At 54.1% G+C, this 20,155-nt stretch carries 16 protein-coding genes; 2 read left to right on the top strand and 14 right to left on the bottom strand.

The annotated features are described in order from the left end of the window. Positions 1–167: 167 nt before the first annotated feature. The 6 genes from ALO_RS08185 to gluQRS all read right to left on the bottom strand — a co-directional run bounded on the left by ALO_RS08185 (position 168) and on the right by gluQRS (position 8,943). Positions 168–968: an ABC transporter permease gene (locus ALO_RS08185; RefSeq protein ID WP_004094690.1), complete on the bottom strand. Its 801-nt coding sequence runs from the start codon at positions 966–968 to the stop codon at positions 168–170. After that, entirely contained in the window at positions 968–1,750 is a 783-nt protein-coding gene (locus tag ALO_RS08180; protein WP_004094687.1) for an ABC transporter ATP-binding protein, read from the bottom strand. The genes ALO_RS08185 and ALO_RS08180 overlap by 1 nt, the downstream gene beginning before the upstream one ends. 10 nt (positions 1,751–1,760) lie before the next feature. Then, complete coding sequence (locus tag ALO_RS08175) at positions 1,761–2,810, bottom strand: ABC transporter substrate-binding protein (protein ID WP_004094685.1); 1,050 nt, start codon at positions 2,808–2,810, stop codon at positions 1,761–1,763. A 119-nt stretch (positions 2,811–2,929) separates the two neighbouring features. Further along, complete coding sequence (locus ALO_RS08170) at positions 2,930–6,712, bottom strand: phosphoribosylformylglycinamidine synthase (RefSeq protein ID WP_004094682.1); 3,783 nt, start codon at positions 6,710–6,712, stop codon at positions 2,930–2,932. Between the two features lie 558 nt (positions 6,713–7,270). Beyond that, positions 7,271–7,930 (bottom strand): PHP domain-containing protein, encoded by a 660-nt coding sequence (locus ALO_RS08165; RefSeq protein ID WP_004094680.1) that lies wholly within the window; start codon positions 7,928–7,930, stop codon positions 7,271–7,273. A gap of 59 nt (positions 7,931–7,989) precedes the next feature. Next, complete coding sequence (gene gluQRS / locus ALO_RS08160; RefSeq protein WP_004094678.1) at positions 7,990–8,943, bottom strand: tRNA glutamyl-Q(34) synthetase GluQRS; 954 nt, start codon at positions 8,941–8,943, stop codon at positions 7,990–7,992. Between the two features lie 230 nt (positions 8,944–9,173). Between gluQRS and ALO_RS08155 the strand changes: the two genes are divergently transcribed. Further along, positions 9,174–9,674, top strand: a complete 501-nt coding sequence (locus tag ALO_RS08155; protein ID WP_004094677.1) for a nitroreductase family protein — start codon at positions 9,174–9,176, stop codon at positions 9,672–9,674. Between the two features lie 272 nt (positions 9,675–9,946). On the opposite strand, the gene ALO_RS08150 is transcribed toward ALO_RS08155, so the two are convergent. The 8 genes from ALO_RS08150 to ALO_RS08115 form a co-directional block, all read right to left on the bottom strand. Beyond that, positions 9,947–10,696, bottom strand: a complete 750-nt coding sequence (locus ALO_RS08150; RefSeq protein ID WP_004094676.1) for an ABC transporter ATP-binding protein — start codon at positions 10,694–10,696, stop codon at positions 9,947–9,949. Positions 10,697–10,698: 2 nt separating this feature from the next. Further along, complete coding sequence (locus tag ALO_RS08145) at positions 10,699–11,457, bottom strand: ABC transporter ATP-binding protein (RefSeq protein ID WP_004094674.1); 759 nt, start codon at positions 11,455–11,457, stop codon at positions 10,699–10,701. Beyond that, the gene (locus tag ALO_RS08140) at positions 11,454–12,392 is read right to left on the bottom strand and encodes a branched-chain amino acid ABC transporter permease (protein ID WP_004094671.1); all 939 of its coding nucleotides are present in this window, start codon (positions 12,390–12,392) and stop codon (positions 11,454–11,456) included. The genes ALO_RS08145 and ALO_RS08140 overlap by 4 nt, the downstream gene beginning before the upstream one ends. A gap of 1 nt (position 12,393) precedes the next feature. After that, complete coding sequence (locus ALO_RS08135; RefSeq protein ID WP_004094669.1) at positions 12,394–13,278, bottom strand: branched-chain amino acid ABC transporter permease; 885 nt, start codon at positions 13,276–13,278, stop codon at positions 12,394–12,396. A gap of 92 nt (positions 13,279–13,370) precedes the next feature. Beyond that, a complete protein-coding gene (locus ALO_RS08130; protein WP_004094666.1) occupies positions 13,371–14,516 on the bottom strand; it encodes an ABC transporter substrate-binding protein in 1,146 nt (381 codons plus the stop codon). A 593-nt stretch (positions 14,517–15,109) separates the two neighbouring features. Then, positions 15,110–15,853 (bottom strand): ABC transporter permease, encoded by a 744-nt coding sequence (locus tag ALO_RS08125; RefSeq protein ID WP_004094660.1) that lies wholly within the window; start codon positions 15,851–15,853, stop codon positions 15,110–15,112. After that, positions 15,853–16,614 carry an ABC transporter ATP-binding protein gene (locus ALO_RS08120; RefSeq protein ID WP_004094659.1) on the bottom strand — a complete coding sequence of 254 codons (762 nt, stop codon included), beginning with the start codon at positions 16,612–16,614 and terminating at the stop codon, positions 15,853–15,855. Before ALO_RS08120 ends, ALO_RS08125 begins: the two co-directional genes overlap by 1 nt. Positions 16,615–16,621: 7 nt before the next feature. Further along, entirely contained in the window at positions 16,622–17,575 is a 954-nt protein-coding gene (locus ALO_RS08115; RefSeq protein ID WP_004094658.1) for an ABC transporter substrate-binding protein, read from the bottom strand. A gap of 312 nt (positions 17,576–17,887) precedes the next feature. Between ALO_RS08115 and ALO_RS08110 the strand changes: the two genes are divergently transcribed. Continuing rightward, the gene (locus tag ALO_RS08110) at positions 17,888–19,918 is read left to right on the top strand and encodes a methyl-accepting chemotaxis protein (protein WP_004094655.1); all 2,031 of its coding nucleotides are present in this window, start codon (positions 17,888–17,890) and stop codon (positions 19,916–19,918) included. The last annotated feature ends 237 nt before the right edge of the window (positions 19,919–20,155 follow it).

The following is a 20,155-nucleotide window of genomic DNA, read 5'->3' as shown; positions in this document are numbered from 1 at the left end:
TTAGAAAGATGCGAAGCATCGTGAGATCAGGAAGAAAGCAGTTCGCTTTTCGGCGTAGTCACAGCAAAATATCTATTGCCTAGAATCCGAAAAGAGACGCTTTCTGACTGAGCCCGCCCGCAGGAGCAACAACGCAGATGGGCCTTTTTCAACGGCCCCCTCCTCCCCTACTGTTTCCAGGGGATCATCCGCCGCTCCACCCACCCCAGCAGATGATTAAACACTACTCCCAGCAGGGACAAAGTGACCACACCCACCATCAACTTGGTGGTCAGCATCAGGTCGCCATAGTGTAAAATCATCGCGCCGATTCCTTCCTGGGCAGCGATCATTTCCGCCGCTGCCAGGAGCAGCAGCGAGGTTCCGGCCGCCAGCTTCAGGCCGGCGAAGATAACCGGCAGAGATCCTGGCAAAATGACTTTGGTCATCAGGCTGACCCGGCCGGCGCCAAAAGTGACGGCGGCTTTGATAAGCAAGGGGTCCAGGTTTTTGACCCCGGAATAGGTGTTAATGACCACCGGAAAGAACACGCCCAAACTAATCATCGTGATCTTAGGCAATTCGCCGATGCCAAGCCAGAGAACAAACAGCGGCAGGAGAGCAATTTTGGGCACGGGATACAAGGAATAGATCACCGGATTGCCGGTGACTTCCGCCAGCCGGGAAATCCCGGTCAAGAGGCCGGTCAGGATGCCGGCAGCGCTGCCGATGAAAAATCCGGCGGCGATTCGGATCAGGCTGGCCTGAAGGTTAGTCAAAAGCTCACCGCTGGCAATCATCTGAGCCGCAGCAGCCATGATGGAACTGGGAGCCGGCAGATATAGCCCGGCTATCACCCCCATCCTGACCAACAGTTCCCAGATGATCAGCAGGATAATCACGGATATATAAGAAGCCCAATAAGGCAGCGCTCTTTCGAGAAACGCCAGACGGTATTTGACTTCCCGGCGAAAGGTTTCTTTTTCCATCAGCTTTCCCCTTCCCGCAGAGCTTCTTCCGCATCCTTGCGAATCAGACGCCAAATTTCATCCACATAGGTATTGAAACAATACCGGTACTGTTCCTGGTCCCGGGAAAACTTTGGGATATCCACGGCAATAATGCTGCTGATGCGGCCGGGGCGGCGGGATAGTACCACAATCCGGTCAGCCAGATAGACGGCTTCCTGGATATTGTGGGTAACATACAGAGTGGACAGACGGGTTTTATCCCAAATGTGCAGGAGCTCTTCCTGCATGAGGGTGCGGGTCTGGGCATCCAAAGCGGAAAAAGGCTCATCCATCAGCAAAATATCCGGTTGAATGGCCAAAGCCCGGGCGATTCCCACCCTCTGGCGCATGCCGCCTGACAGTTGATGGGGATAAGCCTGTTCAAACCCTGTCAGACCCACCAGAGAAATATAATGGGCCAGCCGCGTTTTCCGTTCCTGCCGCCCAATGCCCATTTCCTCCAGGCCAAAGGCAATGTTGGCGGCAACGGTTCGCCAGGGAAATAGGCCCACTTCCTGAAACACCATACCGACAGCCGGGTCCCGGTCTTCGGTCAGTCCTTCCACGGCAATGACGCCGGATGTGGGCGCCAGCAGCCCGGCCACCAGATTCAGCAGGGTGGATTTACCGCAGCCGCTGGGGCCCACCAATACGACAAATTCTTCCTGTTCCACAGTCAGACTGATATCATTAAGGGCCAGCAGGGATTGTTCCTGCCGCCCTGTATATTCCTTGCAAACTGCTTCGATGACAATGCGCACCAGGGTTCACCTACTTCAATTGCTGCAATGCCGCGTCCACCAATGAGGTGTCATATACGCTCTTGGGATCCAGCGGCTTTTCCACCATCTTGTTTTTAGTATACCACTCGATTTGCCGGCCGATATCTTCGGATAGCAGCCGGCCGTCCCGGTCAATATAGGGCAGGCCCAGCTTGACGTCCTCTACCGGTGCGCCGGTATAGGCGGCAATAATCGTGACGACTTCTTCAAAATTGACGCCGGGGGCAGGCTTGCCGTCCTTTTTCACCAGGGCGGCATCATAATAGTAGCGATTGGCTTTGATGTAAGCCTTCATAAACCGGATGGCAGTTTCTTTGTCCTGCATCAGCCCGGGCGAGAAGAAAAGACCTGATGTCTGGTATTCTATCACATCGCCGACCTGAGCCACCAATTTACCGTAACCGTCTTTTAATACTTTCGTGATATTCGGCTCGTTCACAATCACGGCATCGATCTGTTTGGACTGGAGCGCAGCCATTAAGGTGCCCAGTTTGCCCAGGGGTACCAGTTCCACGTCAGCCAGAGTCAGTCCCTTGCTCTCCAGCAAACGGCCGATCATATAGTGGAAGGTGGAGCCGGTCTGGGTAATGCCGATTTTTTTCCCTTTCAGTTTATCGATGGATCGAACGCCCTGATTCCAAAGATCGGTTGTAACCAGAAGGGCGGATGACGAGTATCCCTTTTCTTCCCGGCCTTTGTCGGCCACAATGGACAGGTTTTGTCCTCCTGCCACCATGTTAAGCAGACTGGCAGTGATGCCGGTGCCTCCCACATCCACTTGGTTGGAGGCCGTGGCCACGGCAATCGGGTGGGCCGCCTCAAACCACTTGACGTCTATTTCCAATCCCTGTTCCCGGAAAAATCCTTTTTCAATGCCGATAAACAGCGGCGCCGAGCTGGTGAGTTTCAGCATCCCCACTGTCAGCTTCTTGACCGGCGGAATCTGAGGCGCCGGCTGGGAAGGCGCCGGCCGGGAACAACCGGCTGCCAATACAGCGAGTATCCAGATGCCTGTTATAAACCAAACTAATTTTCTCATTTCTACTCCTCCTGATACTATGCTACACTACCCATAATAAAGAGGCAATGTATACAGTATTCGTCAGGATAAATCGATCTCCTGGCAAACAAAGCCGGATTTTGCCAAAATTTCATTGCTTAACGGAAATACTGTACACCGGCGGAAAAAATCCCCTGGTCCTTGTTGCCGGGAATATTTTGAGCCACATAGGAGCCGGTGCGCTCGGAATGGCCCATTTTCCCAAGGATGCGGCCATCCGGGCTGGTGATGGCTTCTACCGCGTAAAGTGAGCCATTGGGATTATGAGCGATGTCATGGCGAGGCAGTCCGGCCTCATCCACATATTGTGCGGCAATCTGCCCGTTAGCCGCCAATTTTTCCAGGGCGGTTGCAGAGGCGGCAAACCGTCCTTCCCCATGGGAAAAAGGCAGAGAATGGATATCTCCCAACTCGGCATTAGCCAGCCAGGGAGACAGCACAGAAGTCACTTTGGTCAAAGCAAAGCGGGAAATGTGGCGTCCCAGGGAGTTAAACGTCAAAGTGGGCATATCCGGGGAGATATCCACAATATCGCCGTAAGGAACCAGCCCCAGCTTGACCAGAGCCTGGAAACCGTTGCAGATTCCCAGCATCAGTCCGTCTCTCTGCTGCAGCAGGCAGCGGACAGCTTCTTTGATCCGGGGATTGCGGAACATGACGGCAATGAATTTGCCGGAACCGTCAGGCTCGTCGCCGGCGCTGAAGCCTCCCGGCAGCATGACGATCTGGGACCGGTCAATAGCGCTCGCCAGGGCCAGCACGGTTTCTTCTATGTCCCGGGGGGTCAGGTTGCGGATCACCAATGTGTCCACCTGAGCCCCGGCCTGGGTAAAGGGAGCGGCCGAATCATACTCGCAGTTAGTTCCGGGGAAAACCGGAATGATCACCCGGGGCCGGGCCAGCTTGGCGGCCGGACGGCCGATATGAGGTTGGGGGTAAGCGATAACCGGCGGTTCACCGGTCGCCGGGTCGGCGGTCAGGGGGAAGATGCCTGACAGGGGCTGAGACCAGGCCCGATATGCCTCGTCTAACAGAATGGATTGTCCATTTATCGTGATAATCGGCTCAGCCTGGGTCCGCCCCAGTACTGTATAGCGCACATCACCCAAGACAACAGCCGGATCGAGAGAGGGTGGCAGTTCCAGCAGCAGCGATCCATAATCGGGTGAGAACAGATCGGATTGGCTCATTTCCCGCTCAAAGGCCAGACCGATACGGTTGCCAAAGCACATTTTGCTGACTGCGGCAACCAGGCCGCCATAGCGCAGACTCATGGCCGACAGCACCTGTCCCTGTTTCACGAGAGCATGGACTTTATCATAGTTTTTCGCTAGCAGGGCAAAGTCCGGTAAGTTATTCCTGCCCCGTTCGACAGGTATCAGAACCAGGCGACTGCCGGTCTGCTTCAGTTCCGGTGAAATCACCTGGCCGGCATGAACCGGGGTAACGGCGAAGGCCACCAGGGTAGGCGGCACGTCTAAGTCCAGGAAGGTGCCGGACATGCTGTCCTTGCCGCCGATAGCCGGAATGCCCAGCTGCTTTTGGGCATGATAGGCCCCCAGCAAGGCGGCGAAGGGCTTTCCCCAGCGGTTGGGGTCCTGGCCCAGCTTCTCAAAGTATTCCTGCAGGGTTAACCGGACCTGCCGGTAATCACCGCCCATAGCCACGATCTTGGTCACTGCTTCCACCACGGCGTATACAGCCCCGTGAAAGGGGCTCCAGGCGCCAATCTGGGGCAGATAGCCGTAAGTCATCACAGTGGCGGTGGTCGTAGTGGCGTTCAACACCGGCAGCTTGGCTGCCATGCCTTCGGCCGGCGTATCCTGGAACCGGCCGCCAAAGGGCATAAGAACGGTAGCCGCTCCAATGGAACTGTCGAACCTCTCCCCTAAGCCCTTTTGGCTGCACACATTCAGGTCAGACAAAGTATGCAGCCAGGCGGCTTTCAGATCCGGCGACACAGGCTGATGCTGCAGAAGGCCTGAGAAAAAGCCGGAAGGATCCGGGGAAGCGACCCGGACCGAGACCTTTTGCTGCACCCCGTTGGTATCAAGAAAATCCCGGCTGATATCGACAATAGTTTTTCCCCGCCACCCCATGACAAGCCGCCGGTTGGCGGTGACAGAGGCCACGATGGTGGCCTCCAGGTTTTCGGCCCGGGCTGCGGCAATGAATTGCGCCGCATCGCCGGCGGCCACCACCACTGCCATTCTCTCCTGGGATTCAGAAATAGCCAGTTCAGTGCCATCCAGGCCTTCATATTTTTTAGGTACTGCATCCAGGTTTACTTCGATGCCGTCGGTCAGTTCGCCGATAGCTACGGCTACCCCGCCGGCGCCGAAATCGTTGCATCGTTTGATCAGGCGACTGACTGCCGGATCGCGGAACAGCCGCTGAATTTTCCGCTCGGTGGGCGGGTTGCCTTTTTGCACTTCCGAGCCGCAGGTGAACAAGGATTCGGCTGTATGCTCCTTGGAAGAACCGGTAGCGCCGCCGCAGCCGTCCCGGCCGGTGCGGCCCCCTAACAGCAGCACCACATCGCCGGGGGCCGGGCGTTCCCGCCGCACATTATCCCTGGGGGCGGCGCCGATGACCGCCCCTACTTCCATCCGTTTGGCCACAAAGCCGGGATGATACAGCTCTGCCACCTGGCCGGTAGCCAGGCCGATCTGATTGCCGTAGGAGCTAAAGCCGGCAGCAGCACCCGTGGTGATTTTCCGTTGGGGCAGTTTGCCCGGCAGAGTGTCCTCTACCGGCGTTCTTGGATCACCGCTGCCGGTGACCCGCATGGCCTGATACACATAGGCGCGCCCGGAAAGAGGGTCCCGAATGGCCCCTCCCAGGCAGGTGGCTGCCCCGCCATAAGGCTCAATTTCGGTAGGATGGTTGTGGGTCTCGTTTTTAAACATCACCAGCCAAGGCGACCGCCGGCCGTCAATATCAGCCTCCACCACAATACTGGCGGCGTTGATTTCCTCTGATTCGTCCAGGTCCTGGAGCTTCCCCCGCTTTTTCAGCTCCTTCATGCCCATGACAGCAATGTCCATCAAGGTAACGGCTCGTTCCTTCTGCCCGTCACTGTAGACAAACTCCCGGGCAGCCAGATACTCCCGGTAAGCCTGTTCAATAGGGCTGGCCATTTCTCCCGGTTCAATCTCCACCCCTTCAATGGCAGTGAAAAAAGTGGTATGACGGCAATGGTCCGACCAGTAGGTGTCGATCAGCCGGATTTCGGTGAGAGTCGGGTCCCGTTGCTCAGTATCCCGGAAATATTTTTGGCAGAAAGCCAGGTCAGAAGCGCTCATGGCCAGGGCATAGTCCTTAAGAATGTCCGTCATCTGCACAGTATCAAACCGGATGAAACCGCTGATCACCGCCACATCCGGCGGCGCCGCCACATCCAGTTCCAGGCTTGCCGGCTTGTCCAGGGCAGCTTCCCGGGATTCCACGGGATTGATGCAATAGGCTTTGATCCGGTCCAGTTGTGCATCCGTGATGCCGCCGGCCAGGACAATGAGTTTGGCGCTATGTACCGCCGGCTGTTCCCGCTGGGCCAAAATGGCGAAGCACTGAGCCGCCGAGTCCGCCCGCTGGTCATACTGGCCCGGCAGATACTCCATGGCAAACAGCTTTTCTCCCGGTGCGGGAATGAACTCTTCTTCATACAGCCGGTCCACAGGCGGCTCAGCCAGGATGCTGTTCAAACCGGCCTGATATTGTTCATCGGTCAGGCCGCTGATATCGTAGCGGTTGATAATCCTGACTGCCTGCAAACCCGGAATGGCCAGACTGGTCTTCAGGTCGCCGAATAAATTACGGGCTTCCACATCAAATCCCGGTTTTTTCTCTACATAAACCCGCCGTATAGAATGATTGCTCATTGCCATGCCTCCCGAATCGAAAATATGAACATTAATTCGTTTTCCGTGATTATTATTCATGTTTTACTCTGAAATTGTATCACAAAACGCCGCAAAAGTCAGGAGAAAATTAGAAAGATGCAGAACATCCCACGGTTTAGTTTGTGAGGATAAACGGGGAAACATGCTGCCATAACAATCGCGGCCATATAAATTTAGAGGCTGATCAAAAAAATTCTATCTACAAAAAAAGAGCCCGTTCAAAATCTGAACAGGCTCCCGTCTCCATCCCATTGCTCACGCTCATACGACAATAAGGCATCACTTGCTTCTTACTTTTTTTACGGCAGCGAATTGTGTGCATATCATCCGGGAGGATTGTTCCCTTGGGCCATGCTTGCCACCAAAGCGTCAATTTCCGCTTGTGAAAGCACCTTATCCGACATGCTGCGCACCCTCCTTGTAACTAAAGTAACGAACATCCCCAAATTCTTTATATCCCAGCCGCATTTCATTCAAAAGAAGAAATATTTCTATTGATTTTATAATAACTTGGACATGCTCTTTAGTCAATGGGTATTACGGGCTAAACCGCTCTGGTCCGAAAATCCGGACAAAATCGGCCACATCCATTTCATTGTAGGCCTTGCGCTGTTCCGAAGGCATAGTCCGGGGTGAGCAGGTGCGTTTCAGGTAATGATAATCGCTGTTATGAAGTCGGAGCCCCCGGTACCGGTCCCCTTCCAGGATCTTTTGCCAGGAAAGACGGCCGTTGAGTTCCTGGGCGCCGTTGCGGTATTCCACACCCTGTACGGTTGTCTTTAGGGCGCGATAAACCTTCTCTGACCGGTAGGCCATGGGATGAGCCAATATCAGGATTCCGCCCTGGCTTCTCACCTGAGCCGCTAACTCTTCCGGCGGGGTGGAGGACGTGTAGTCAAGGGGATGCGCTAAATTGAGGGCTAAAAAATGAACATATTCCTCCATGAAATACAGTTCACACTCGCAGCCGGGAACGACCCGCAGCGGCATCCTGTTTTCCAGGGCATACTGCCTGGCCCAGAGACCGGAAAGCGCTAAGTCGTGATCGGTAACAGCCACCGCATCCAGCCCCCGTTCAACCGATAATTGCAAGACGCAAACAATATCCTTCTTATCCCGTTCGGTCAGATCGGCGGGCCGGATTCCTTCATAGTAATAGCGATGCGCCAGGGGATGGGTGTGGAAGTCGGCACGCATTGACATCCCTCCTAATAGGCTGTTGTAAAAAACACCCAGCCTCGAAACAGGGTCTCTTTTCAACGCTCCCCTAAGATTTCCGTATCATGCACTACCACCGCCTGTCGGGGTATCAGGTCCAGGCTGAATCGGTGGACCAGGTCGGCGGCGGCGGCAGATTGATCCTGTTCCAGCAGGCCGGCTTTCCAGGCTAAGTAGCCAATAATGCGCTCAGCCCGGACGCCGGTTTGCTTGAGTGCCGCCAAAGATAAGGATTGCTGGCGCTTAGACAGGCGATGACCGTCAGGCGCGATCAATAAGGGTACATGAGTAAAAGCCGGCGGCTGCATGCCTAGCAGGCGGTACAAGAGCAGTTGGCGCGGCGTAGAGGTCAGGAGATCCTGACCTCGAACTACCTGGTTGATCCGCATCAGCCCGTCGTCCACCACCACTGCCAACTGATAGGCATGCACTCCGTCGGAACGGCGAATGACGAAATCGCCGCAAGCGGAGGGGAGATGCTGCCGGACCTCTCCGTACAGTCCGTCGGTAAATGTCAGGGTTTGATCGGGCACAGCCAGCCGTAACGCCGGCCGCCTGCCTGAACGTAATTTTTTCTGCCGCTGTTCCCGGCTGAAACAGCGGCAGGTCCCGGGATAAACCCATTCTGATTCGCCGGCATGAGGCGCCTCGGCAACATGCAGTTCAGCCCGGCTGCAGTAGCATTCGTAAACCAAACCCTGCTGGCCCAGACGCTCTACCGCTTCCTGGTATAACTGACGGCGTTCGGACTGACGGTAGGGGCCGTTAGGGCCTTCCCGGTCCGGCCCTTCGTCCCAGTCAAGTCCCAGCCACTGCAAATCCTCCATAATACCGGCGGCATATTCCGATCTGGACCGGCCCGGGTCCAGGTCTTCCAGCCGCAGCACCATAGACCCTCCCTGGCTGCGACTGGCCAGCCAGGCCAAAAGCGCCGTCCAGGCATTGCCCAGATGCATTTGTCCCGACGGGCTGGGGGCAAACCGACCGCGCATACTCTCACCTTTTTTCGCTCTTATTATACAGTATTCATTATATCTCATATTGCGCCGGTTACCAATCTTTATCGCCTATTCCACCTGGCATCTGTCCGCAATTGACAGATCCTGACGAAAAATATACTGTTCAAAGTTCTTTAATTTTACATGATTTTACCCGCCATATGTAGTATTATATGTAAATACATTAACCTACAGTTTTTCTTAGCAATGAGGAGGAATCAGTTATGAACAATATATTGTCCCGGCGAAGCATTCGCCGCTACCTTTCCCGGACAGTCGCCGAAACAGATATCCAGGAGCTCCTGCAGGCGGCCATGGCCGCTCCTTCAGCGGAAAACGGACAACCCTGGCATTTTATCGTCATTGATGATCGTCAGCTGTTAGACAGTATTCCCCGCATCCATCCTTATTCCCATATGTTGCGCGAAGCGCCGGTGGCTATTCTGGTATGCGGCGAAACGAATCAGGAACCTTCCAAAGAGTTCTGGGTGCAGGACTGTTCGGCTGCAACGGAAAACATCCTGTTAGCCGCCCACGCTAAAGGTCTGGGGTCGGTCTGGCTGGGCATCTACCCCCTGGAGGACAGGGTCATAGCCTTTAAGGAGAAGTTCAGCCTGCCCGACAAGATCATTCCGCTGGCTCTCCTGCCCATCGGCTACCCTGCCGAAGAAAAAGCCCCCGCTAACCGGTATGCGGCAGCCAGAGTCCACAAAAACACCTGGTAGCAGGGAACCGTTGAAAAAGGCCCATCTGCGTTGTCAGGTCTGCGGGAGCGCGCTGTTCAGAAAGTGTTCCTTTTCGGATTTGTGCTAATTGCGTACTCTGATTACCCGAAAAGAAACCTGCTTTCTTCCAGCTTTCACGATGCTGCGCATCTTTCCAGCATTGCCGTACCCTGCGAACGTGCTGTCGGCGCGCGCTTCCTCGACCTTCCTAGCATCCGGACCTTTTTGAACGGTCCCAGATTCGAGACCGCAGATGATTTTTAAAACGAATTTTATCCGGCACAGGACTCCTTGACTTTCGGGGCCTGTGCCGGCTGTTGTTTACCGCCCAAATAGGCTTCCACAACCCGCGGATTATGGATGATTTCTTCGGTTTTTCCATGGAGGATTATTTTCCCGGTTTCCATGACGTAGGCGTAATCGGCCACTTTTAGGGCCTGACGGACATTTTGCTCCACCAGCAGAATGGTAACGCCTTCCTGATTAATTTCCCGGATGATACGAAAAATGTCGGCTACCACCAAAGGCGCAAGACCCATGGATGGTTCATCCAGCAGCAGCAGTTTGGGGCGAGCCATAAGAGCCCGGCCGATGGCCAGCATCTGCTGCTGCCCGCCGGACAGGGTGCCCCCCGTCTGCTCCCGGCGCTCCCCCAGAATGGGGAACCGATCAAAGAGTCTGCGGATATCTGCCTGAATCTCATTGTCCCGGCGCTGACAGGCTCCGATCATCAGGTTTTCCAGCACCGTCATGCGGCCCAGAATCTGCCGTCCCTCCGGCACCAGGGATATTCCCCGGCTCACGGTCTGGTGAGCGGCCAGCCCCTTGATTTCCTGTCCGCAGAATGTGATCTGTCCTTCCGTGGCCTGCATCAGTCCGGTGATGGTTTTCATAGTGGTGGATTTCCCGGCGCCGTTGGCGCCAATCAAACTGACCACCGACCCGGCGGGTACTTCCAGATCAATGCCCTTTAAAGCGGTAATGTTGCCGTATTTGGCGACAATGCCTGATAATTTCAGCACGGTTAAGCTCCCTCCTGTCCCAGATAGGCTTCGATGACCGCCGGATGCTGCTGGATTTCCCGGGGCTGCCCTTCGGCGATTTTTTTGCCGAAATTCAGCACGACTAACCGGTCGCAAATATTCATCACCAGTTGCATGTCATGCTCAATCAGAATTACGGTTTTGCCCCTGGCCTGGATCTGTTTAATGAGATCGCTCAACTCAGCGGTCTCTTTTTCATTCATACCGGCCGTAGGTTCATCCAGAAGCAGCAAACTGGGACTGGTGGCCAAAGCCCGGGCAATCTCCAGCCGGCGCTGCTTGCCATAGGGCAATGAGCCGGCCGTTGTCGCAGCTACATCGGTCAGACCCATAAATTCAAGCAATTCATCCGCCTGTTGCCGCACTGCGGTTTCTTCCCGCCGCTGGGCGGATGTCCGCCACACACCCTGCCAAATGCCGGTCTGCAGACGGCAGTGAGCGCCAATCATCACATTTTCCCGGGCGGAAAGATGGCCGAACAAGCGGATATTCTGAAAGGTCCTGGCAATGCCCCGTTCGGTAACCTGATGAGGTTTCAGCCCTAACAGGGACTGTTCTTTAAATCGGATATCGCCTGATGAAGGTCCGATAACCCCGGTCATCAGGTTAAACAGAGTGGTCTTACCGGCGCCATTGGGTCCGATGACCCCTAAAACCTCCCCCGATTTTACCCGGAATGAAATCTGGCTTAAGGCTGCCAAGCCGCCAAAAGCCTTGCTAATATTTTGAAGTTGCATCATCCGGCCGCTCTCCTTCCCCATTTAGCCTGCCAAAACCTGATGGTTTCTTCCCCGATGAGCCCCTGGGGCCGAAAGGCCATCATACTCACCAAAATAACGCCGTAGATCATTTCCCGGTATTCGGCGGCAAAACGCAATACTTCCGGCAGCATGGTGACGATAAAGGCGCCGATCAGAGGCCCCCAGACCACGTCACTTCCGCCCAGTACGGCGAAAATCAGAATTTCCACCGCCCGGTGATAGGCAAAATCCTTCGGTCCGATATAGTAGGTAAGATGAGCTGCCAGCCCGCCGGCCACAGCGGCTACAAAGGCCCCCAGCAAAAAGGCCAGCAATTTGTAATACGTAATATTTATGCCGGTGATTTCAGCGGCAGTCTCGTCAGCCTTGATAGCTGCCATAGCCCGTCCGACCCGGGAATTGCGCAGTAGCAAGGCAAAAACAACTAACAGAACCAGTAGAAAGGCCAGCAATATAAGTACGGCCAGCATCCCGGCCTGTTGCAGCGAGAGTCCGGCCACCCGGCTGAAGCCCATTTGAGACAACTGCCTGCCGATCATGACGCTCAAAGCGGGAATGCCAGACAACCCTAAAGCGCCGTTAGTAATCTCCAGATTCAAAAAAATCACCCGCATGACTTCGCCGAAACCCAAAGTGGCAATGGCAAGATAAATGCCCTGCAGACGCAGCGTCGGCAGGCCGATTAACAGCGCCACCAGCACGGCGGCCGCTCCTCCCAGGGGTATGACCACATAAAGGGGCCAGCCGAGTTTTAAGGTCAACAGAGCCGCCGTATAAGCGCCGATGCCCATGAAGCCGGCATTGCCCAGAGACAGCTGGCCGGCTGCCAGAGTCAGATAGACGCTGATCCCTAAGATGGCATTGATCAGCATAAAGGTGATAATCTGCAGATAGTAAGGGTTTAACAAGTCCATGCTAACAGCGGCCCCCTTGCTGGGAGCTGCCGCCAAACAAGCCTTGGGGCCGCAGCACCAATAAGATAATGATCATGCCGAAGGCTACGGCGTCCCGGTAGGAAGACGAGCCGTAGGCCACGCTGAAGACCTCGGCAATGCCCAGGATCAGCCCGCCAAACATGGCGCCGGGGATATTCCCCAGACCGCCCAGGATCAAAACCGCCAGTCCTTTAAAGCCCATGGTAATGCCCATGGTGGGTTCCACCGCATTAAAAGCCAGCCCCACCAGCACCCCGGCCACGCCGCCAAGACCGGAAGCCAGAGCCACGGTCAGAACAATGATCCGGCCGGTGTTAATACCCAACAGACCGGCCGTCTCGGTGCTTTCTGCCGTAGCCCGGACTAACTGCCCGATACGGCTTCGCTGCAGCCAAAACTGCAAAATGAGCATCAGGCCAAAGGAAACCCCCAGGATCAGGATTTGAATCGGCGCTATTTTGATCAGACCCAGGTCGATCAGGCCGCCGCCAAACTGAATCGGAAAGGCCTGGGTCTGAGGCCCGAAAATACGCAGCGCCAGACTTTCCAGGAAGATGGAGACTCCGATGGTGCTAATGAGCGGAGCCAGATGGGATACTGCCCGGCGGCGAAGGGGGCGCAGCGCCGCCCGCTCCAGGATAATTCCGGCCAAAGCGCCGGCCGCCATCGCCCCGGCCATGGCCACGAAAATATTCAGCTGCCACTTGCTCACCAGTGTCAGCCCCACAAAGGCGCCGATCATAAAAATCTCGCCGTGGGCCATGTTGACAATCCCCAATACCCCGAAAACAAGCGTATACCCCAGGGCGATGAGGGCGTAAGTACTGCCGAGTGTCAATCCGTTTACGACTTGTTGTAAAAACATGCGCTCATCCCTCCTGTTCATTTCTATTTTTCTTGCTTTTAAATTTCTATCACCGAAGGCGGGATAACCCCCTCCCAAATCCTGCTCTTCAGTTACTTCAACTCGGTGAACTGGCCATCTTTCACAATGAGTACAGTGGCATCCATGACCGGGTTGCGCTTCTCATCAAACGAGAACTTGCCGGTAACGCCTGTAAAGTCTTTAATGGCAGCCAGGCTGTCCCGGAATTTTTGGCGGTCGGACATTGATCCCGATTTTTCCAGAGCCGAAGCAATGATGTATAAGGCATCGTAAGACTGAGCGGAAAATTGGTCAGGTACTTTGCCGTTATATTTAGCTTTAAATTTTTCTACGAAATTTTGAACACCGGCGTCCTCCTTACCGGCAAACCAGGGGCTGGCTACGATGGCGCCGTCAGCGGCTTTGCCGGCGATTTTGGCCAGCTGGGGCGAATTGAGTCCGTTGCTGCCGACAAAAGGAACATCGAGGCCCAATTCCCGCGCCTTTTTCAAAATCAGGGCCGCTTCCTGATACAATCCGGAGACCAGAACCGCATCGGGTTTTAAGGCGGCGATCTTGGTCAGTTGGGCTGAATAATCCGTGTCTTTATCAGCGAAGGTTTCGGTGGCCACAACCTCCAGGCCAAGCTCTCTGGCCGCCTTGTCAAGGCTTTTATAGCCGGATACCGCCCAGTCGTTATTATTGGAATACATAAGAGCTACCTTTTTCAGGTTATATTTCTGATGGGCTTTTTTCACCGCATGGGGAATGGCCAGAGATTCCGGTAAAGAATTGCGGAACACATATTCACCGATATCAGTAGCTCCTTCGGCAGTAATCGAAGTGCCGAAGATGACAACGCCCGCCTGATTGGCAATGGGGCCGGCGGCAAACAGTTCACCGCTCAGGGTGGGACCGACAATGCCCACTACGGTATCCTTGTTGACTAATTTATTGACTGCATTAATCGCTTCGTTTTTCTCCCCTTTGGAATCTTCAAAGACCAGGTCGATTTTCACTTTGCCCTGGGCGTTGATCTCATCCCGGGCCAGTTCCAGCCCCTGCCGGATGGCTTCGCCGTAAGCGGCGCCGCCGCCGGTCAGAAACGATACTACTCCGATTTTGGCCGTCTGATTTTGACTGTCCGCGGTCGTGGCACCGCCGCCGCAGCCGGCGACAAATAAAGCCGCAGCCATAACTATGGCAATGATTTGCATGGATTGACGCTTGCTGAACATAGTAACACTACCCTTCCATTTTATATTGGAGGTATTTCAATAGAAGTCCTCAACAGTGCTCACCGGTTATTTTAACCTGCTCTCCCGGCCATTCTCCCTTTCATTTCAGATAAACTAAACGCCCCTATCCCATGACATTTCATGGAATAGGGGCGTTTCTACGCGGTACCACCCTACTTTGGGCTCTTTCCGGTTAACGCCCGGCGCGCCGCAGCCTATGTACAAATATTTTGCATACAGTATACATTGCATTGTACATTCAGCTTTGGAGTTCATGGGTGAGATCAGCCAAGGCACCGCACCGGCTTGCACCAGCCACCGGCTCTCTGAAACGGTTATCCTTTGCCCTATTCCCAGTCATCACTTTTGGATATGAAATATAAAAAGCCCCCGGAAAGGATTCCTACACTAAGCAAGAAACCTTCCGCAGGGACTTTTATTCCCACGGTGTAAACGCGGCATCACCCGCGCCCTGCATCGCTTGGTCCAGACCTGTAAACAGCGGAACCCTAGATGCACTTTCTCATCACCATTTGTAACTTTGTATACATTATCCCAGGATCATTGTCGCTTGTCAAGGCTCGGATCAAAATTTATTTATATTGCCACTGACAAAATTTGTTTTCCAAATAATCCATCATGCCGAATATGAGCATCCCGATGCCGCTTAACACCACAATTCCCGAATACATCTCCAAATAATTCACCCGCAGCCAGGCGTCCATGATAAAATATCCCATGCCATGCTCGGTGCCGAAAGTTTCGGTGAAAAACAGCACCGATACGGCTGTGGCCATAGCAATGCGCAGGGATGTCAGAATTTTGGGCAGAGAGGCAGGGATGAGAATGTCCCGGCAAACGGCTCCAAAACCCGCTCCCAGAGAATATAGCGGGTAATAGGTCTCCCGGGGGATGCTTTTCACGCCGTCTCTGACGGCCACAATAACCTGAAAAATAATGATCAAAAAAATCATCAGGATCTTCGACGACTCTCCCAGGCCAAACAGCAGCATCATCACCGGCAGCAGGGCAATTTTGGGAATGGGATAGACAAGATAGATAAAGGGCGCCAAGATCCGGTCGCAGCAGGAAAAGTATCCCATGCCCAGACCAACGGGAATGCCGATGACCATGGACAGCAGAACCCCGCCAACGATGCGCCATAAGCTGTAAAAACCATGAATGGCGATCTTGTTGAAAAATATCTGCGATAAGTTATGGACTACCGCCAGGGGTGCCGGAATAATCGGCAGCACCAGCAGCATGGCGGCAGCCTGCCATAAAACCAGAATAGCCAGTATCGCCCAGAGATAACCGGCCCATGTTGCCTTTTGCATTATTTTGCCCCATTCCTTTTCATCTCTTTGATCTGCTGCCGCAATGCCAGGGTAAGCTCAAAGAAATCCTGCCGCCGGCGTACATCCTCGACGCCAAACAAAGGATTGTCAATGATCTGGCTGACCATGCCGGGAGAAGCAGACATGATCACGATCCTGCGGCCCAGATACACAGCCTCTTCCACCTGATGGGTCACCAGAATGGTAGAAATAGCATGTTCCCGCCATGTGTTTAAAAATACATGCTGGATTTCTTCCCGGGTCAAGGCATCCAGAGCGGAAAAGGGCTCGTCCATTAAAAGCAGGTCCGGCTTCAGCAGAAAAGAACGGGCCAAAGCGACCCGCTGCTGCTGTCCGCCGCTTAATTCGGCCGGATAGCGGTTCTCCAGCCCGGTCAGCCCCAGCTGTTCCAAAAGGGAAGTCAGGGTTTCGCCGGTAGCGGCGTTGATTTGATTTTTGATTTTCACACCCAGCAGAATGTTCTCATATACATTCTTCCAGGGCAGCAGCCCATAATTTTGCGGGATAAAACCAATCCTCTGCCGCTCGGGATTCACCGGCTGCCCATTGACGGTCACCGTCCCCGCAAAATCCCGGATAATTCCGGCCATGACTTTCAGCAGGCTTGATTTGCCGCAGCCGGAAGGGCCGATAATGACGCAAGTCTCACCGGCGGGAAGCTCCAGATTGATCTGCTGCAGGGCCTCATAGCATTCTCCCTGGGATTCATACGTAACAGTCAAGTCCTTGATCTGAATCATGTCCGTCTTACTTTACAAAACGGGTATCGGCCAATTCTTCATAGGTAAAGGCCTTGTTGATCAAATTCCGGCTGTGCAGCCATTGGACGACAGCCTCCACTTCCCGGGGACTGGCGGCAGTGGCTTTAGTATAGGAAGGCAGGACCAACGCTCCTTTTACCGACGGCGGGAAGCCGCCCTTTTCAATGACCAGGTCGATATAGCTGTCCATTGGCTCCTTGTTCAGGTAATCGATCGCCTTGTTGTAGGCCCGGTACATGGCCTTGATTTCCTGTTCCTTTGCCTTGACAGCCTTGCCGGTAAACAAGAGAACCCCGGGATTGACGCCTAACTGATCAGAGCTGCTTAAAAGTTTGCCGCCGTTTTTCATAGCAATGCTGCCCATAGGATCCGGCAGGGTAGCGGCGGTGATTTTACCGTTTTGCAGCATTTCCAGGCGGGTGGGGATTTGAGGAATCACGACTTTGTTGATATCCTCCGGGGTCAACCCCCCCTTGGCCAGGATTCGGTCGGTTACATATTCAATAATAGTATTTTTGGATACAGCCACATCCTGTCCTTTTAAATCCTGAATACTGCTGACAGCTTTGTCTTTATTGACCACCATTTTATAGCTCCCTTGGCTCATGGAGGTAATCACGGTATCAAAGCCGCCATTCTTGGCAAAGGCCTCAGCCAGCATATCTGAAATAGCGCCGTCCAGGTTGCCGCTTTGCAGGGCGCTGTCCCGGTCCACGGCGCTTTTAAAGGATTTTAGATTGACCGTCAGCCCCTCTTCTTTAAAGAATCCTTTTTCCTGAGCAATAATAAATGGGATAGAATCTACATCCGGCATCAGTCCAAGGGTAATCATCCCCAAATTCCCGGCTGTCTGGGCAGTATCTTCTCCTTTATTCACGGAGCATGCTCCCAATACAAAAACCATTGCCATAAGCACCAACAAACCAATATATTTCTTCATCAATATTATCCTCCGTTCCATACCATGCCGCGACTAGCCCAAGCTTGCAGGTAGTTTTATTCTACCCTTCGACTTTAAGTCGCCGGCCTCCTGCTGTCTGGCAATTTTTTTAAAAGATTCACTGGATAAACAGAAACCCTTTCAGCGGCGTGCTGCCGCCAAGATGAAATATCCAATTGGCAAACGTAAATTGTAGAAAAATAAGGATAGAATATCTTTCTTTGGAAGGAGATTTTTATCGTGTGGATAATGATAACAATATAGTACTAAAACCATTTTGACATTGAGTCATTTGCAGAAAGGGTGTCCCACATGAAAATAACCAGCATTCATCTCCGCTTAATGCTGCTGCTGTTGCCTTGCTTCCTTCTCTCTTTTGGTCTGTTAAGCGGCGTAAGTTACTACCTATCCTCACAGGCCCTTTCCCAGTCTCTGGACGAAACCGCCCAGGCAGTCGAAACCGACTATACCCGCCGTATTGAGTCCTATATCCATGAAGCCATTGTGCAGCAGCAGGCTTTCGCCATGCTGCCGGGGTTGCGCAACCCCTCAGACCGTCTGCAGCTGACTGCGACTCTGACTGACTGCAAAAACAATTCCCAGTATTTAGAAAGTTCCGTATTTATCGCTCAGGACGGGAATGCCGTTCGCTCGGACGGCAGTTCAGTCTATTTAGGTGACAGGGACTACTTCCGGAAAGTGATTGCCACCCAGAAACCGGTTGTATCAGAACTCCTGCTCTCTAAAACTACCGGCAAGCTGGCGTTTAATGTGGCTGTACCTGTGGTGAACAACGGCAATATAGCCGGGGTACTGACAGGCTCTTTTGCTATTGACAAGTTAAACGTCCTCATTAAAGATCTAAAATGGCTGAAGAGCGGGTATGGCCTGATTGCCAGCGCCAACGGCCTAGTCCTCGCCCACGCGCGGCAGCCGGATCTGGTCGGCAAACTGAATCTTACCGAAAAAATATCCGGTTCGGACGTAAATTTGCAACAAACCATGCAGGATGACCGCATGCTTCATATGTTCAAAACCAGTGCCGAAACCGGACAAATGGTTATGGGAGTCTATGACTTTAATGGCATACCCCGGATCGCCCAGATGTCGGCGGTTGATCTGCCCGGCGGCCAGCGCTGGATACTGGTGCTGACAGCGCCGGAAAGCGAAGCCAGACAGCCTCTTGTCGTCCTTACCCGCGGCATGATCGGCGTCATGCTGTTCTGTCTCCTTCTGACAGTTGGCGCTATTATTTTTATCAGCCGGCATATTGCCGCCCCGATCCGCCGGCTAAGGGATGAGACCCTTGAACTGACCAACGGAGACTTGCGCGAGAGGCCGCTGACCATCGCGACCCAGGACGAGATCGGTCAACTGGCTGCGGGAGTCGTCCATCTGCGCGGCAATTGGCGTGACGTCATCGGCCGGGTTCTCTCCGATGCTGGTCATGTAGCCGCCGCCAGCGAGGAGCTGACTGCCGGCGCCCAACAGTCGGCGAATGCCGCCAATCAGGTGGCGGGCTCCATTACAACCATTGCCCAGGGGGCTGCCTCTCAGGCCGAAGCCAGCAGCCGGATTGCCGCCGTTACTCAGGATCTGGCTGCCAAAACCCGCGAACTGGCGATGACGGCCGATACTATTGCCGGTCTCGCCCATTCCGCTTCTCAAGCCGCCGGTCAGGGTCAGCAGGCGATCAGTCAGGCAATTGGCCAAATGCGAACCATTGGCGACAATTCGGCCGTTATCAGCGCCGCTATGGACGAGCTCAATACCGGTTCCCGGGAAATCAACGAAATTGTGACCCTGATTGCCTCCATCGCCTCCCAGACCAATCTGCTGGCGCTAAACGCCGCCATTGAGGCCGCCCGGGCCGGTGAAAACGGCCGCGGCTTTGCCGTTGTGGCCGAAGAGGTCAGAAAGTTAGCAGAGCAATCCAGCGAAGCTGCCGATAAAATCAACCAGCTCATCGGTCAAAACCAGGTCAATATGGACCGGGCGACAACCGCCACCCAAACTGGCGTCGGCAGTATCCGCAGCGGGGTTGAACTGGTCGGCTCAGCCGGCGATACCTTTAGCGCCATCGCCGCTGACGTGTTAAATCTTTCCGCCCAAATCGACACCATATCCGCTTCCATTCAGCAAACCGTCACCGCCACTCAGTCCCTGGCCGTCGCCACCGGCGAAATTGATGCCTCGGCCAAAACCGCCACTGCCGAAGCTGAGACTGTATCGGCGGCTACAGAAGAGCAATCGGCTTCCATGGAGGAGATCGCCGCTTCCAGCCAAAATCTGGCGACCCTTGCCGCCAGCCTGCAATCCAGCGTTGCCCGCTTCCAGATGTAAGAAGAATATCTGGAAGGCCGGCGGCGTAAAGATAAAACAGGATGATGATCCCAATATAACAGTCTGCATCCCGATACCAAGAAAACCATACCGTTTAAATATCTTTAACCGCGTTTGTTCAGCGTCTGAAATTCCAAAACTCCTGGCTGCACTTGGCTGCGGCCAGGAGTTTTATTGTTTGAAGGTAATGCGATAAGCTTTCTGAGGGATGCGGGAAGCTTCGATCATTTTGCGGGC

Origin of the sequence: Acetonema longum DSM 6540, from assembly GCF_000219125.1 — a bacterium.
GTDB lineage: Bacteria > Bacillota > Negativicutes > Sporomusales > Acetonemataceae > Acetonema > Acetonema longum.
This window is presented reverse-complemented; position numbering and strand designations above follow the sequence as displayed.